General features: G+C 71.9%; 13 protein-coding genes. 4 read left to right on the top strand and 9 right to left on the bottom strand.

Annotated features, from left to right (window positions below; translation table 11 throughout):
• Positions 1-74 precede the first annotated feature (74 nt).
• The 5 genes from NYZ98_RS00120 to NYZ98_RS00100 all read right to left on the bottom strand — a co-directional run bounded on the left by NYZ98_RS00120 (position 75) and on the right by NYZ98_RS00100 (position 5107).
• Positions 75-1187, bottom strand: a complete 1113-nt coding sequence (locus NYZ98_RS00120; RefSeq protein ID WP_262840266.1) for a 5-methyltetrahydropteroyltriglutamate--homocysteine S-methyltransferase — start codon at positions 1185-1187, stop codon at positions 75-77.
• A 139-nt stretch (positions 1188-1326) separates the two neighbouring features.
• Positions 1327-1608 carry a hypothetical protein gene (locus tag NYZ98_RS00115; protein WP_262840264.1) on the bottom strand — a complete coding sequence of 94 codons (282 nt, stop codon included), beginning with the start codon at positions 1606-1608 and terminating at the stop codon, positions 1327-1329.
• Positions 1609-1766: 158 nt separating this feature from the next.
• Positions 1767-2699, bottom strand: coding sequence for a Ppx/GppA phosphatase family protein (locus tag NYZ98_RS00110; RefSeq protein WP_262840262.1), 933 nt, complete (start codon positions 2697-2699; stop codon positions 1767-1769).
• Between the two features lie 125 nt (positions 2700-2824).
• Complete coding sequence (locus NYZ98_RS00105) at positions 2825-3241, bottom strand: DUF3592 domain-containing protein (protein WP_262840261.1); 417 nt, start codon at positions 3239-3241, stop codon at positions 2825-2827.
• A 252-nt stretch (positions 3242-3493) separates the two neighbouring features.
• On the bottom strand, positions 3494-5107 hold the full coding sequence (locus NYZ98_RS00100) for an MDR family MFS transporter (protein ID WP_262840260.1): 1614 nt from the start codon (positions 5105-5107) through the stop codon (positions 3494-3496).
• Between the two features lie 123 nt (positions 5108-5230).
• On the opposite strand from NYZ98_RS00100, the gene NYZ98_RS00095 reads away from it, so the two are divergent.
• A complete protein-coding gene (locus NYZ98_RS00095) occupies positions 5231-5797 on the top strand; it encodes a TetR/AcrR family transcriptional regulator (protein ID WP_262840259.1) in 567 nt (188 codons plus the stop codon).
• Between the two features lie 6 nt (positions 5798-5803).
• Here the strand turns inward: NYZ98_RS00095 and NYZ98_RS00090 are convergent, their stop codons facing one another.
• A complete protein-coding gene (locus NYZ98_RS00090; protein WP_262840258.1) occupies positions 5804-6439 on the bottom strand; it encodes a TetR/AcrR family transcriptional regulator in 636 nt (211 codons plus the stop codon).
• Positions 6440-6638: 199 nt separating this feature from the next.
• On the opposite strand from NYZ98_RS00090, the gene NYZ98_RS00085 reads away from it, so the two are divergent.
• Both NYZ98_RS00085 and NYZ98_RS00080 read left to right on the top strand, forming a co-directional pair.
• Positions 6639-8249 carry a sensor histidine kinase gene (locus tag NYZ98_RS00085; RefSeq protein ID WP_262840256.1) on the top strand — a complete coding sequence of 537 codons (1611 nt, stop codon included), beginning with the start codon at positions 6639-6641 and terminating at the stop codon, positions 8247-8249.
• A gap of 86 nt (positions 8250-8335) precedes the next feature.
• Positions 8336-9079, top strand: a complete 744-nt coding sequence (locus NYZ98_RS00080; RefSeq protein ID WP_262840255.1) for an MOSC domain-containing protein — start codon at positions 8336-8338, stop codon at positions 9077-9079.
• Positions 9080-9147: 68 nt separating this feature from the next.
• Here the strand turns inward: NYZ98_RS00080 and NYZ98_RS00075 are convergent, their stop codons facing one another.
• Together NYZ98_RS00075 and NYZ98_RS00070 are read right to left on the bottom strand one after the other, a co-directional pair.
• The gene (locus NYZ98_RS00075) at positions 9148-9381 is read right to left on the bottom strand and encodes a hypothetical protein (RefSeq protein WP_262840254.1); all 234 of its coding nucleotides are present in this window, start codon (positions 9379-9381) and stop codon (positions 9148-9150) included.
• Positions 9368-9616 carry a DUF6400 family protein gene (locus tag NYZ98_RS00070; RefSeq protein WP_262840251.1) on the bottom strand — a complete coding sequence of 83 codons (249 nt, stop codon included), beginning with the start codon at positions 9614-9616 and terminating at the stop codon, positions 9368-9370. The genes NYZ98_RS00075 and NYZ98_RS00070 overlap by 14 nt, the downstream gene beginning before the upstream one ends.
• A gap of 324 nt (positions 9617-9940) precedes the next feature.
• Between NYZ98_RS00070 and icmF the strand changes: the two genes are divergently transcribed.
• Positions 9941-13153, top strand: a complete 3213-nt coding sequence (gene icmF / locus NYZ98_RS00065) for a fused isobutyryl-CoA mutase/GTPase IcmF (protein WP_262840250.1) — start codon at positions 9941-9943, stop codon at positions 13151-13153.
• Positions 13154-13240: 87 nt separating this feature from the next.
• Here the strand turns inward: icmF and NYZ98_RS00060 are convergent, their stop codons facing one another.
• A complete protein-coding gene (locus tag NYZ98_RS00060; RefSeq protein ID WP_262840249.1) occupies positions 13241-14062 on the bottom strand; it encodes a DUF1206 domain-containing protein in 822 nt (273 codons plus the stop codon).
• Positions 14063-14178 lie beyond the last annotated feature (116 nt).

The raw sequence follows: 14178 nt of genomic DNA, 5'->3' as shown, positions 1-14178 counted from the left end.
GGCCCGCGGCGGCCCCCGCCCGGCGGGCGGGCGGGCGCGCGGGCGGGGGGCCCCCCCCCCCCCCCGGCCCAGGGTCAGCCCCAGATCTCCTCGGCGGTCTCGACGATCAGGCGGAGCTTGGCGAACTGCTCCTCCCTGGTCAGGGAGTTGCCCTCGACCGTGGAGGAGAAGCCGCACTGCGGCGACAGGCAGAGCTGGTCGATGTCGACGTACTTGGCCGCCGCCTCGACCCTGCGCTTGAGGTCGTCCTTGGACTCCAGCGCGCCCCGCTTGGTGGTGACCAGGCCGAGCACCACCGCCTTGCCCTTGGGGACGAAGCGCAGCGGTTCGAACCCGCCGGACCGCTCGTCGTCGAACTCCAGGAAGAACCCGTCCACGGCCAGTTCGCCGAACAGCGCCTCGGCCACGAAGTCGTAGCCGCCGGAGGCGACCCAGGAGGAGCGGAAGTTGCCCCGGCACATGTGCGTGGTGACCGACAGGCCCTCCGGCCGGTCGGCGAGGGCGTCGTTGATCTGCTTGATGTACCGCAGGTGCAGGTGCTCGGCGTCGTCGCCGCGGCCGGCGATCTCGGCGCGCTGGCCGGGGTCGTTGAGGTAGGCCAGGCTGGTGTCGTCGAACTGCAGGTAGGTGCAGCCGAGCGCGGCCAGGCGCCGCACCTCCTCGGCGTAGGCCGCGCTGAGGTCGCTCCAGAACTCCTCCATGCCCGAGTAGACGCCCGGGTCGATGGACGCGCGGCCGCCCCGGTAGTGGACCATGTTCGGCGAGGGGATGGTGAGCTTCGGCGTCGCGGTGGTGACCTGGTCGCGCAGGAAGGCGAAGTCGTCGCCGAAGATCGTCTCGTCGAGGGTCACCCTGTCGTGCACGCGCATCGCGGCGGGGGCGAACTCGATGACGCCCTGCTCGTTGCGGAACTGGACGCTGATGCGCTCGTCGGCCTGGCCGATGCCGCCGAGCCGGTAGATGAAGTCCATGTGCCAGGAGGCCCGGCGGAACTCCCCGTCGGTCGCCGAGCGCAGGCCCGCCTCCTCCTGGGCGCGCACGACCTCCCGGATCGCCTCGTCCTCGGCCTCGCGCAGCGCGTCGGCGGGCAGGGTGCCGGCGGCGAAGGCCGCGCGGGCCTCCAGCAGCGCGGGGGGACGAAGAAGGCTGCCGACGTGGTCGGCGCGGAATGGGGGTGTGGTCCGCATGGCGTTCCTCCAGAGGGTGGGTACGCCCTCCGTCCTATCAGCTTTCGTCCGCTTTTGTGATGTTGGCGCGGGCGTCCGTCGGGCGCCGGTGGGACCCGGTGCCCGTCCGGCCTCCGCCGGAGGCCGGACGGGACCTCGTTCAGGAGACGCCGGGTCGTCCTTCGCGCCTGATGATCGCCGTGCGCCCGATCGCCGCGCGCGCCTCGCGCCGTACGGCCACCACCGCGCGTTCCTCGTACCGGCCGGCCGGCGCGGGGGCGCCCTCCGGCGGTGCGGCCGGGCCGTACTCCGGCTCGGGGTTCGTCGTGGACGCCAGCAGGGCCAGGCAGATCAGCGTCACCACCGCGATCAGTATCAGGGCGAGTCCCATGAGCATCAGTACGGCCAGCACCGTGTAGGCCGCGCCGATGAACGCCATCATCGCCCGTCCTCCTCTTCTGTTGTGTCGCGGTGAGACACGTGCCCTGGATGGGCACGCTCACACGTACCTATGCGCAGGTGGAAGTACTGATTCTCCTGTACTCCACCGGCACTTCAGCACGCCTTCGGGACCTCCGTGACGCAGGTGATGCCATGAGGTCACATTCCCGACATGGAGTCGAGGCGGCGCAGGATCACCCCTTCGCGCAGCGCCCACGGGCAGATCTCCAGCTCGCGCGTGTCGAACAGGTCCATGGTGGCCTCGGCCACGATCGCGCCCGCGAGGAGCTGCGGCGCGCGCCCGGCCGAGACGCCGGGCAGGTCGGCGCGCCGCGCGGCACTCATGGTGGCGAGCCGCTCGGTCCACCGGGACAGGTCCTCGCGGCCGAGCACCCTTTTGACGTAGGCGCCCTCGCTCGACGGGGCGGCGCCGGCGATGCGCGCGAGCTGGCGGAAGGTCTTGGAGGTGGCCACGGCGTGGTCGGGGCGCCCGTACTTGGTCACGTCGCCGACGACGCGGCCGATCTCCGCGCGCACCTGCCTGCGCATGCTGCGCACCTCCCCGGCGGGCGGCGGGACGGCGCTGAACCACCGGCGGGTCATCCGCCCCGCGCCGAGCGGGAGCGAGATCGCCACGTCGGGCGCCTCCTCCACGCCGGAGGCGATCTCCAGCGACCCCCCGCCGATGTCCAGCACCAGCAGGCGGCCGGAGGACCAGCCGAACCAGCGCCGCACCGCGAGGAACGTCAGCCGGGCCTCGTCCTGCCCGGAGAGCACCTGGACGTCCACGCCGGTGGCCGACCGGAGCCGGGCCAGGGCCTCCTCGCCGTTGGCGGCCTCCCGCACGGCCGAGGTGGCGAAGGCCATGATGTCCTCCACGCCCTTGTCCTCGGCGACGCGCAGGGACTCCTTGACGAACCGGGTCAGCTCGCGCTCGCCCTCGGGCGACAGCGTGTCCCCGTCGCGCAGGTGCTCGGCCAGGCGCAGTTCGGCCTTGTGCGAGTACGCCGGGAGCGGCTGCGCGCCCCTGTGGGCGTCGACCACCAGAAGGTGCACGGTGTTCGAGCCGATGTCCAGGACGCCAAGTCGCATGAGCAGACGCTACTACCCACGCGAAACGGCCCGCCGCCGGGCGGGCGCGCGTACCGGAGGCGGGCGGTGGCGGGCGTACTTGAGGCAGGCTCCGGCGGGCGGGCCGGAGGCGGCGGGCGGGCGGGTCAGAAGCCGCCGGTGACGGCGACGGCGACGCAGACGCCGAGCATCACCGCGCCCACCCCCGCGAAGATGGCGCCCACCAGGGTGCCGCCGCCGACGAGGCTGTCGACCCGGAAGCGGGACGGCCGCTCCGGGTCGTACAGAACGCCCACCTCGGCGCCGAGCCGCGCCATCGGCGGGTTGGTGCCGAAGCCGGTCTCGGCCTCCACCCGCTGGCCGTTCACGGTCGTGAACCGGATGGTCGGGTAGTAGACCACGCCGTTCTCGGTGCGGCTCGGGCGCAGCCGCACCACCTGGCCGGGGACCTTCCTGGCGATCCGCCGGAAGTCGCGCTGGGACATCAGCAGCCCGGCGCCGATCCCGCCGAAGACCAGGGCCGCGAGGCCGAAAGCGAACACGAGCCAGGCGTTTGTCGACACGGGGGACTCCGGCTTCTTGGAGAGGGAGGGGTGCGCACACGCTAGGAGCCGGGACTTGCGAACCGCTTGCCAGACCCTTGACACGGCCCCGGCCCCTGCCTCCGTCCCCTGTCCCGCCGTCGCCGTCCGCCGAACCAGCCGCCGGTCCCCCGGGCCCGCCCGTACTCCCCCGCGCCGCCGGTACGGCCACGGAAACGGCGACGGCCGTGACCAGGGGTGCTGGTCACGGCCGCCGGCGCGGTGCGCGGGGCGTCAGTCGAAGGCGCCGACCGCCGCCGTCTCCTTGGCGGGGTCGCCGCCGGTGCCGGCGTCACCGGGCGCGGCCTCGGGGCCGCCGCGCAGCGGGATCTCCTTGATGAAGGCCGCCAGCAGGGGCACCAGGACCGCGAACGCGATCGCCCAGAAGAACACCCCGGAGATGGACGAGGCCAGCGACTCCAGGAAGCCGGTACGTACCTGCGCGGGAAGCTGGGCGAGCGCCGCCGGGTCGAGCCGCTCGTTGCCGCCCTCGACCATCCGCGCGGCCTCGGGGCCGAGCTTCTCGGTCAGGTTGGCGGTGAGGTGGTTGTTGAACACCGCTCCGAACAGCGAGACGCCGAACGATCCGCCGATGGAGCGGAAGAAGGTCGAGGCGCTGCTCGCGACGCCCAGGTCCTTCTGCTCGACGCTGTTCTGCGCGACCAGCATCGTGGTCTGCATCAGGCCGCCCATGCCGAGGCCGAGTACGGCGATGAACACGCCGGTCTCCCAGCGGGCGGTGTTGACGTCCATGAGCGACAGCAGCCACATGGCGATCGCCATCACCACGCCGCCGACGATCGGGAAGATCTTGTACTTGCCGGTCTTGGTGATCGCCTGGCCGACGAACAGCGAGACCACCATCATGGCCGCCATCATCGGGAGCAGCAGCAGCCCGGAGTTGGTCGCCGAGGCGCCCTGGACGGTCTGCTGGAACAGCGGCAGGAAGTTGATCACGCCGAACATCGCGAAACCGAGCAGGAAGCCGATCAGCGAGATCAGGGTGAAGTTGCGGTCGGCGAACACGTGCAGCGGCATGATCGGCTCGGCGACCCTGCGCTCCACCGGGATGAAGATCGCCAGGGTGACCACCGCGACGGCCGCGAGGCCGAGGATCTGCCAGGAGCCCCACGCGTACTGGTTGCCGCCCCAGGTGGTGATCAGGACCAGGGCGGTGATGCCCACGCCGAGCAGGCCGGCGCCCAGCCAGTCGATGCGGTGCTCGGTGCGGTACTTCGGCAGGTGCATCCGGAACAGCAGCCAGACGAACGCCACCGCGCCGATGGGCAGGTTCACGTAGAAGGCCCAGCGCCAGTTGAGGTTGTCGGTGATGAACCCGCCGACCAGCGGGCCGGCGATCATCGCCAGCGACATCATCGCGGCCATGATCCCCTGGTAGCGGCCACGCTCGCGGGGCGGCACCAGGTCTCCGATGATCGCCATCGCGTTGACCATCAGGCCGCCGGCGCCCAGCCCCTGCAGGGCGCGGAAGCCGATGAGCTCGCCCATGCCCCCCGACGTGCCGCCGAACACGGCCGAGCCCGCCATGCCGCACAGCGCCGAACCGACCATGAAGATCGCGATGGACGCCAGGAAAATGGTCTTTCGTCCGTACAGGTCGCCGATCTTTCCCCAGATCGGCGTCGAGACGGTCGTTCCCAGGACGTAGGCTGTCACCACCCATGACAGGTGGGTCAGCCCCCCGAGCTCACCGACGATGCGCGGCATCGCGGTGCCGACGATCATGTTGTCCAGCATGGCCAGGATCATGGCGAGCATGAGTCCCGGCAGGACGACCATGACCTCTCGCCGGCGACCTGGCACGGCCCCGGTCTCGGTCTCCGTCATTACCCTTACGCCCCCTCGAAATGGTTACTTACTTGTCGACCGGCAAGTACTATGGCCAAAGGTAGGTTCCTTACTTGCCGGTCGTCAAGTTAATTAGGGGATCCAGGGAGCGTTTGAGGAGCCATGAGGGAAAACACCGACACGCGAGCTCGCATCCAGGAGATCGCCCTGAAGCTCTTCACCGAGCAGGGCTACGAGGCGACGTCGCTGCGGGAGATAGCCGAGGCCCTCGGGGTGACCAAGGCGGCGCTCTACTACCACTTCAGGACCAAGGACGACATCGTGGCGAGCCTCACCGAGGACCGTCACGCCATGGTCGAGCAGCTCATCAAGTGGGCACAGGACCAGCCGCCGACGCTGGAGAGCAGGCGCGAGTTCGTCCGGCGGTACGCCGACGAGCTGTTCGGCAGCCACCACCACGCCTTCATCCGGTTCATGGAGCGCAACCAGACCGCGCTCCGCGACCACCCGAAGGTGGAGCGGATGCGCGCCCTCATGACCAGCCTGGTGGGGGTCCTGTGCGACGAGGAGGACTCCACGACCGACCGCCTGAGGAGCTCGATGTCCATCTTCACGCTGCACGCGGCGTGGTTCCTGCTGAAGGACGAGGACATCACCGACGAGGAGCGCAAGACCGCGGCCCTGCGGGTCGCCCTGGAGCTCATCGAGCGGAGCCCCGCGGAGCAGTGAGCGCGGTCAGGTGGCCGGGGGCGGGTCCCCGGCCACCGCGCCGTGCAGGAAGACGTCCACCAGCTCGTCCAGGGCGGCCGGCTCCGCGCCCGCGGGGAAGCGGGGACGGCTGAACAGCATGCCGAGGAAGATGGCCGCCAGCCGCTCGGGCGGCAGGCGCAGCGCGGCCCGGTCGGGCTCGAACAGGTCGGCGACCGCCTCCAGCGTCCGGGCCGCGGAGGCGTCCCTTCCACCCCACGCCGCCCGGCCCTGCTCGGTGCCGGGGTCGGGCCGGCCGCGCCGCGCCCCCGAGGCGTGCAGCGCGCCGATCACCGACCCCATCCGGTCGAGGTGGGCCCTCAGCGCGCCCGCGGCCTCGGCCAGCCGGGCGGCCAGCGGCTGGTCGAGCGGCACGGCGGCGATCTCCCCCAGCACGTGCTCGGGGTCGAGGGCCGCGAGCACGCAGGCGTCCAGCAGCTCCTCCTTGTCGGCGAAGACCCGGAAGATCGTCGCCTCGCCGATCGCGGCGGCCCTGGCGACCTGGGCGGTGGTCACGGCGCCGCCGTGCTCGGCCACCAGCGGGAGCGCCGCCTTCACGATCATGTCGCGGCGCCGTTCTGGGCTCATGCCCGGCGCCCTGCGCCGGGAAGGTGTCTCTGTCATGGCACCACCGTACGGAGTGAGGACTCACTCCGTCAATGGGTTTCCGCGACGGCACAGGCCCCGCGGGTTTGAACGCGGCCACCGGAGGAAGCGGGAGAGGGCGGTACCGCCAGGTCGAACGGCCGCCGGCCGCCGATAACATACCTGCCGGGAAAGTCGGCGAGCAGCGGCTCGAACGGTCATCGAGGGAGGTCCGGGGGTGAGCATCACCGGCTACGGGAGGGCGGCCCGATGGCCACGCCTGAGCACGCGTTTCTGGTTCACCGCCACGCTGGCGACCATGGGCCTGCTGCTGGCGGTCTCGGCGGCGCTCGGCACCTGGGCGCTCGACCGGACGACTCGTGCCTCCGACGAGCTGACCCAGCGCATCACCCCCGGCCTGCTGGCCTCGGAGCGGCTGCGGAGCGCCCTGCTGGACCAGGAGGCGGGCGTCCACGGCTACATCCTCAGCGGGCGCCGGGAGTTCCTGGACGGCTACGACCAGGGCGTCGCCGCCGAACGCGACTCGGTCGCCGCCCTGCGGCGTTCGCTCTCAGGGGACCGGCTGCTCGCGGGCGTCGGTGAGATCGAGAGGGGCGCCGAGGCGTGGCGGGCCGGATACGCCCGGCCGGTCGCCGGCGCGGTCGCGGCCACCGGGCCCGGGGCCGCGCTCCCCGAGCAGGTCGAGGCCGGCCGGGCCCTGTTCGACCGGGTACGCGCCGCCTCCGACCGCCAGGCGGCCGGCCTGACGCGGAACCGGGAGGCGGCGGGGGTGGAGCTCCGGCAGGCCCGCCTATGGCGCAACGTGGTCTTCGCGGCCATCCTGGCGATGTTCGTCCTCACGCTCGTCTCGGTGGCCGTGCTGCTGCGGTACGCGGTGCTCCGCCCGCTCGACCGGCTGGGGGCGGCGTCGCGCCGGGTGGCGGACGGCGACTTCGAGCACTCCATCGACATCCGCGGGCCGAGCGACATCAGCCTGCTGGCCGCCGACGTCGACGCGATCCGGCGGCGCATCTCGGCGGAGCTCGCCATCTCCCGCGACGCCGAGGAACGGCTGCGGGAGCAGACGGCCGAGCTGCGGCGGTCCAACTCCGAGCTGGAGCAGTTCGCCTACGTCGCCTCCCACGACCTGCAGGAGCCCGTGCGCAAGGTCACCGCCTTCTGCCAGCTCCTGCAGCGCCGGTACGCTCCGCAGCTCGACGAGCGGGCCAACGAGTACATCGCCTTCGCGGTGGACGGCGCCAAGAGGATGCAGTACCTGATCGCCGAGCTGCTGGCGTTCTCACGGGTGGGCCGGGTGCGGAGCGAGCGCGTGCCCGTGCCCCTGGACCAGCCGCTGGACCGCGCCCTGGCCAACCTGGAGACGCTGACCGAGGAGTCGCGGGCCGTGGTCGTCCGGCCCGAGCTGCCCGAGATCCTCGGCGACCCCAACCTGCTGACCATGCTCTGGCAGAACCTCATCGGCAACGCCGTGAAGTTCCGCTCCCCCGACCGCGCGCCCGAGGTGCGCATCGGCGCCGAGCCAGAAGGCGACTTCTGGAGGTTCTCGGTCGCCGACAACGGCATCGGCATCGAGCCGAGGTTCGCCGAGAAGATCTTCGTCATCTTCCAGCGGCTGCACAACCGCGAGGAGTACGACGGGACCGGCATCGGCCTCGCCCTGTGCAAGAAGATCGTCGAGTACCACGGCGGGGAGATCCACCTGGACACCGCGCACCCCCAGGGGACCCGGTTCGTCTTCACCCTCCCCTCGGCCGACGCCGCCGCCGGCGACCGCGCGGCCGGCGCCGCGCCCGAGCTGTCCGCCGCCGGTCCCGCCCGCGCCGACTGACCCCCACCGGCGGGCGGCGGCTCCGGTTCCGGTCCCCGGGCCGGGCGGCGTCGGCCGTGCCGGTGGATGACCCTAAAATCGGTGGCATGTACCGGGGGAAGATCGAAGGGCTGTACCGCTGGCCCGTGAAGTCGCTGCGCGGCGAGCGGGTCGGCGCGGCGCGGCTGGACGGGCGCGGCATGGCCGGTGACCGCGCGTACTCCCTGGTCGACGAGCGCCCCGGCCGGTCGGGCACCCGGCTGACCGTGCGGCAGGTCCCGAAGATGCTCTCCTGGGAGGCGGCCTACCCCGCCACGTGCGACGGGTCGCCCGAGCCGCCGGGACCGCCGGTGCTGTACTCGGGCAGCGGCGAGGCGTGGGCCTGGGACGACCCGGGCCTGGCCGGCGCGCTCGGGGAGGCGTACGAGATCCCGCTGTCGCTGCGCGCGGCCGAGGGCCAGCAGGATCGCGGGCCGACGATCCTGGTCACCTTCGAGGCCTCGCGCCTCGGCCTGGAGCGCGAGCTGGGGGCGGAGGTCGACCTGATGCGCTTCCGCCCGAACGTCCACCTCGACGCCGGCCTCCCCGCGTTCGCCGAGGAGGACCTGGGCGCGGTGACGATCACGATCGGCGAGACCGTCCTCGCGGTGACCGGGGCCTACTCGGGCCCGACCATCCGGTGCGCGGTGCCGAGCTGGGACCCGTGGGGGCGCGAGCGCTGGCCCGGCCTGCAGAAGCACCTGATCACCGAGCACGACAACAAGTTCGGCCTCATCATGCGGGCGACCACCCCCGGCACCGTCCGCGCCGGCGACCCGGTCACGATCTCGGCCGGCCCGCCGGAGCGCTGACCCGCCCACCGCTCCCCCGCCGCCGTCCGCCCGCCGGGCCGGTCCCGGCGGCAGGGGCTACGGGCGGGTCACGGGAACGGGCGGTGGCCGCCCGCGCCGAAGCGGGTCTCGTGCCGCCACAGGTGGGCGCAGCCGGGGCACTGCACGTGCAGGACGCTGCCGGCGGCGCTCAGCAGGTAGCGCCAGTGGTCGCGGCAGTTGCGGCCCGAGCCGCAGTCGTGGCAGCCCCGGTCGTCACGGCATTCCGGGCAGGGGATCCACGCGCGACGGGCGATGTCGGCGTCGGGGTCAATCGGAAGCACGGCCCGCCTCTCGGCGCGGGAGGACGCCCGCCGCCACGAGCATGGCGTAGGTCTCGCGCTGGCCCTGGTCCAGGCCGGAGTACAGGAGGTCGTAGGCCTCCTCCTCGGCCCGCATGACCGCCAGGGGGTCCCAGTCCGGTCCGAGCGCGGCGACCACCTCGGCACGCCTGCGCGCCTCCTGGAGCGACAGGTCCATCTCGAAGACGACGTGCCCGCTACCGCGGTCGTGGCGCATGAGGTGACTTCCCGTGGGGCGATGGACAGGGACGACGTGATCACGAAGCACCGTGCGCGTACGGCCGGCCGCTCGTGGTCACTCGGGTCCCCTGGGGACGGGCGACCCGTACGAACAAGATTTGTCCGTTTAAACACCATATGTCGTATAAACAGGCTTTTGAAGTGGGGAGCCGGAGCCATCGCGTGATACTCCTCACGCCGGAGGGACCCCCAGACCCACCTCTACCGCCGATGGCCGATCGGCGATCCGGGTACCGGACCGTTACTAGGACGTCCTACAATTTAGTAGGACGTCCTAGTAACTCTGCCTGAAGGAGCGCCGGTGCACGTACCAGCCAACCCCGTGCGGGTCGTCACCGCGGCGGCCCTGTTCGACGGGCACGACGCGGCGATCAACATCATGCGGCGCATCCTGCAGGCCCAGGGCGCCGAGGTGATCCACCTCGGCCACGACCGCTCGGTGGAGGAGGTCGTCACCGCCGCCCTCCAGGAGGACGCCCAGGGGGTGGCGATCAGCTCCTACCAGGGCGGGCACGTCGAGTTCTTCACCTACCTGGTGGACCTGCTGCGCGAGCGGGGCGCCGGGCACGTCAAGGTGTACGGGGGCGGCGGCGGGGTCATCGTCCCCGACGAGATCGCCGCGCTGGAGGCCCACGGCGTGGCCAAGATCTTCTCCCCCGAGGACGGCCAGCGCCTCGGCCTCACCGGGATGATCAACGACATCATCAAAGCGTGCGACGTCGACCTGACCGAGGGCGCCGAGCCGCCCGCCGTGGCCGCTGGCGACCACCGTGCCGTGGCCAGGGCGATCACCTTCGCCGAGGCAGGACGGGCCGGGCAGGAGTACCTGGACGGGCTGCGCGCCGCCTCGGCCGGCCGGCACGTGCCGGTGCTCGGCATCACCGGGACCGGCGGGTCGGGCAAGTCCTCGCTCACCGACGAGCTGGTCCGCAGGCTGCGCATCGACTACGAGGACAAGCTCCGCGTCGCGGTGATCGCGGTGGACCCGACCCGGCGCAGGGGCGGCGGCGCGCTGCTCGGCGACCGGATCAGGATGAACAGCCTCGGCGGCGAGGTGTTCTTCCGCTCGCTGGCCACCCGGGGGTCGCACGAGCTCCCCGAGCACCTCGACGACGTGATCGCGGTGTGCCGCGCGGCCGGGAACGACCTGGTGATCGTGGAGACCCCCGGCATCGGGCAGGGCGACGCCGCGATCGTCCCGTTCAGCGACGTCTCCCTGTACGTCATGACGCCGGAGTTCGGCGCGAGCTCCCAGCTCGAGAAGATCGACATGCTGGACTTCGCCGACGTCGTCGCGATCAACAAGTTCGACCGGCGCGGCGCCGAGGACGCGCTGCGCGACGTGCGCCGCCAGATGGTGCGCAACCGGGAGGCCTTCGGGACCGCCCCGCAGGACATGCCCGTGTACGGGACCGTGGCCGCGCGCTTCAACGACGACGGCGTGACCGCCCTGTACCAGCGGCTGCGCGACCTGCTCGGCGAGCACGGCCTGCCCGCGAGCCCCGGGCTGCTGCCGGCGACGGCGGTCATGACCTCCAGCCTGGGCGCGGCGATCGTCCCCCCGGCCCGGGTCAGGTACCTCGCCGACATCGCCGAGACCGTGCGCGGCTACCACCGGCAGACCGCGATCCAGGCCGAGGCGGCCCGCCGCCGACAGCAGCTCGCCGAGGTGCGCGAGCTGCTGGCCGGCGAGGGCGCCGACACCTCGGCGCTCGACGCGCTGCGCGACCGCGCCGCCGACGGGCTGCCTGCGGCGAGCCGCGCCCTGCTGGACGGCTGGCCCGAGACGGTCGCGGCCTACTCCGCCGACGAGCTGGTGGTGACCGTGCGGGGCAAGGAGCAGCGCACGCCGCTGTGGCGCACGTCGCTGTCGGGCAGCCGGGTCCCGCGCGTGGCGCTGCCGAGGTTCACCGACCACGGCGAGCTGCTGCGCTTCCTGCGCGCCGAGAACCTGCCCGGCCGGTTCCCCTTCACCGCCGGGGTGTTCCCCTTCAAGCGGGACGACGAGGACCCGATCCGCATGTTCGCCGGCGAGGGCGACCCGTTCCGCACCAACCGCCGCTTCAAGCTGCTGTCGGACGGCCAGCCGGCCGTGCGCCTGTCGACGGCGTTCGACTCGGTGACGCTGTACGGCAACGACCCCGCCGAGCGGCCCGACGTGTACGGCAAGGTCGGCACCTCGGGGGTGTCGATCGCCACGCTCGACGACATGAAGGCGCTCTACGACGGCTTCGACCTGTCCTCGCCGTCCACGTCGGTGTCGATGACCATCAACGGGCCGGCGCCGACCATCCTGGCGTTCTTCCTGCACACCGCCATCGACCAGGCCGCCGCGCGCTTCCGGGCCGACCAGGGCCGCGAGCCCACCGCCGAGGAGGCCGCGGCCCTGCGCGCCACCACCCTGGCCACCGTGCGCGGCACCGTGCAGGCCGACATCCTCAAGGAGGACCAGGGCCAGAACACCTGCATCTTCTCGACGGACTTCTCGCTGCGGATGATGGCCGACGTGCAGGAATGGTTCATCGCCAACAAGGTGCGCAACTTCTACTCGGTGTCCATCTCCGGGTACCACATCGCCGAGGCCGGGGCCAACCCGATCACGCAGCTCGCCTTCACGCTGGCCAACGGCTTCACCTACGTCGAGGCGTACCTGGCCCGGGGCATGGCGGTCGACGACTTCGCGCCCAGCCTGTCGTTCTTCTTCTCCAACGGGATGGACCCCGAGTACAGCGTGCTCGGCAGGGTGGCCCGGCGGATCTGGGCGGTCGCCATGCGCGACAGGTACGGCGCGGGCGAGCGGTCGCAGAAGCTGAAGTACCACATCCAGACCTCCGGGCGGTCGCTGCACGCGCAGGAGATGAACTTCAACGACATCCGCACCACGCTGCAGGCCCTGATCGCCGTCTACGACAACTGCAACAGCCTGCACACCAACGCCTTCGACGAGGCGGTCACCACCCCGAGCACCGAGTCGGTGCGCCGCGCCATCGCCATCCAGATGATCATCAACAGGGAGTGGGGCCTGGCGGCGAACGAGAACCCGCTGCAGGGGTCGTTCATCATCGACGACCTCACCGACCTGGTCGAGGAGGCCGTCCTTTCGGAGTTCGAGCGGCTGTCGGACCGGGGCGGGGTGCTCGGCGCGATGGAGACCGGCTACCAGCGCGGCCGCATCCAGGACGAGTCGATGCTGTACGAGACCCGCAAGCACGACGGCTCGCTGCCGATCATCGGCGTCAACACCTTCCGCAACCCCGAGGGCCGCGTCGAGCACGGCGCGCTGGAGCTGGCCAGGGGCACCGAGGAGGAGAAGCGGAGCCAGCTCGCCCGGCTCGCGGAGTTCCAGCGGGAGCACGCGGGCGCCGCCCCCGAGGCGCTGCGGCGGCTCAGGGAGGCGGCGATGTCCGACCGCAACGCGTTCGCCGCCCTGATGGACGCCGCCCGGGTCTGCTCGCTGGGTCAGATCACCGAGGCGCTGTTCGAGGCCGGCGGCCAGTACCGGCGCAACGTCTGACCCGCCGCCCCGGCCCGGCCGGGGCTCAGGTCCCCGCGCCTGAGGGCTCGGCGGGCTTCGGGTCCCGCACCGGCGGGACCCGCGGGGTCAGGTCCTGCGCCAGCGAGACTCGCAGAAGCAGTAGGCGGCGAAGAGGATCACCCCGGCCGCGACCACGACGAGCAGCCAGGGCCCGAGCGGGGTGCCGGCGAGCGACCGCAGCGTGGAGTCGATCCCCTTGGCCTCCTTGGGGCTGTAGGTGATCGCCGCGGAAATGAAGAAGACGCCGGCCGCGACCGCGATCACGCCTCGGGCGCAGTACCCGATCATGCCGAGCTTCTCGACGACGCCGCGGACCTTCGGCGACATCTCGCCGGTGCGCAGGTGCTTGAGGAACTTCTTGGTGACCCCGTCGTAGATCCAGTACAGGCCCACGCCGATGATGGCCAGGCCGACCGCGCCGATGATGATCTGCCCGTCGGGCCAGTCCATGACGGTGGCGGTGAGGTCCTTGGACTGCTTGTCGGTGGAGCTGCCGGTGCTGCCGGTCAGCAGGAAGCTCATGATGGTGCCGACCGCCAGGGCGTACACCACGGTGTGGGCGACCGCCTCGACCCGCTCCTTGACCTCCAGGCCGCCTATCAGGGCCTCGGAGAGCTGCCACAGCGCCAGGGCGACGAACCCGACGGCCATCACCCACAGCACGACGGTGCCGAAGGGCTGCTCGGCCACCGTGCGCACGGCGCCGGTCTTGTCGGCCTCCTTGCCGCCGCCGCCGAAGGCGATCTGCAACGCGAGAAGGCCGATGAGGGCGTACATCACGCCCCTGCACGCGAGTCCGAGACGGGTCAGCCGCTCGAACGTGCGGCTGTTGGTCGCCCGCCGCGCGGCTCCCCGCGCTTGCTGACCGGCAGATGCCACGGAGTCCATGGGCAGCTCCTTTCGATTCGCCCTTCCCTCTGCACATCTGGGCGGCGGATAAACGTGGATTACCGGGCCCCGCCCTCCCGGCGGGAGTCCCGAAGCGGTATCCAGGGGATGAATGC

Source organism: Sphaerisporangium corydalis (assembly GCF_025506355.1).
GTDB lineage: Bacteria > Actinomycetota > Actinomycetes > Streptosporangiales > Streptosporangiaceae > Sphaerisporangium > Sphaerisporangium corydalis.
This window is presented reverse-complemented; position numbering and strand designations above follow the sequence as displayed.

What these genes read in the sequence shown, in the direction of transcription:
- NYZ98_RS00070 (WP_262840251.1), bottom strand. Translation starts at nt 9,616, where the DNA reads ATGCGCCACGACCGCGGTAGCGGGCACGTCGTCTTCGAGATGGACCTG.
- NYZ98_RS00110 (WP_262840262.1), bottom strand. Translation starts at nt 2,699, where the DNA reads ATGCGACTTGGCGTCCTGGACATCGGCTCGAACACCGTGCACCTTCTG.
- NYZ98_RS00080 (WP_262840255.1), top strand. Translation starts at nt 8,336, where the DNA reads ATGTACCGGGGGAAGATCGAAGGGCTGTACCGCTGGCCCGTGAAGTCG.
- NYZ98_RS00100 (WP_262840260.1), bottom strand. Translation starts at nt 5,107, where the DNA reads ATGACGGAGACCGAGACCGGGGCCGTGCCAGGTCGCCGGCGAGAGGTC.
- NYZ98_RS00095 (WP_262840259.1), top strand. Translation starts at nt 5,231, where the DNA reads ATGAGGGAAAACACCGACACGCGAGCTCGCATCCAGGAGATCGCCCTG.
- NYZ98_RS00060 (WP_262840249.1), bottom strand. Translation starts at nt 14,062, where the DNA reads ATGGACTCCGTGGCATCTGCCGGTCAGCAAGCGCGGGGAGCCGCGCGG.
- NYZ98_RS00115 (WP_262840264.1), bottom strand. Translation starts at nt 1,608, where the DNA reads ATGATGGCGTTCATCGGCGCGGCCTACACGGTGCTGGCCGTACTGATG.
- NYZ98_RS00120 (WP_262840266.1), bottom strand. Translation starts at nt 1,187, where the DNA reads ATGCGGACCACACCCCCATTCCGCGCCGACCACGTCGGCAGCCTTCTT.
- NYZ98_RS00090 (WP_262840258.1), bottom strand. Translation starts at nt 6,439, where the DNA reads ATGACAGAGACACCTTCCCGGCGCAGGGCGCCGGGCATGAGCCCAGAA.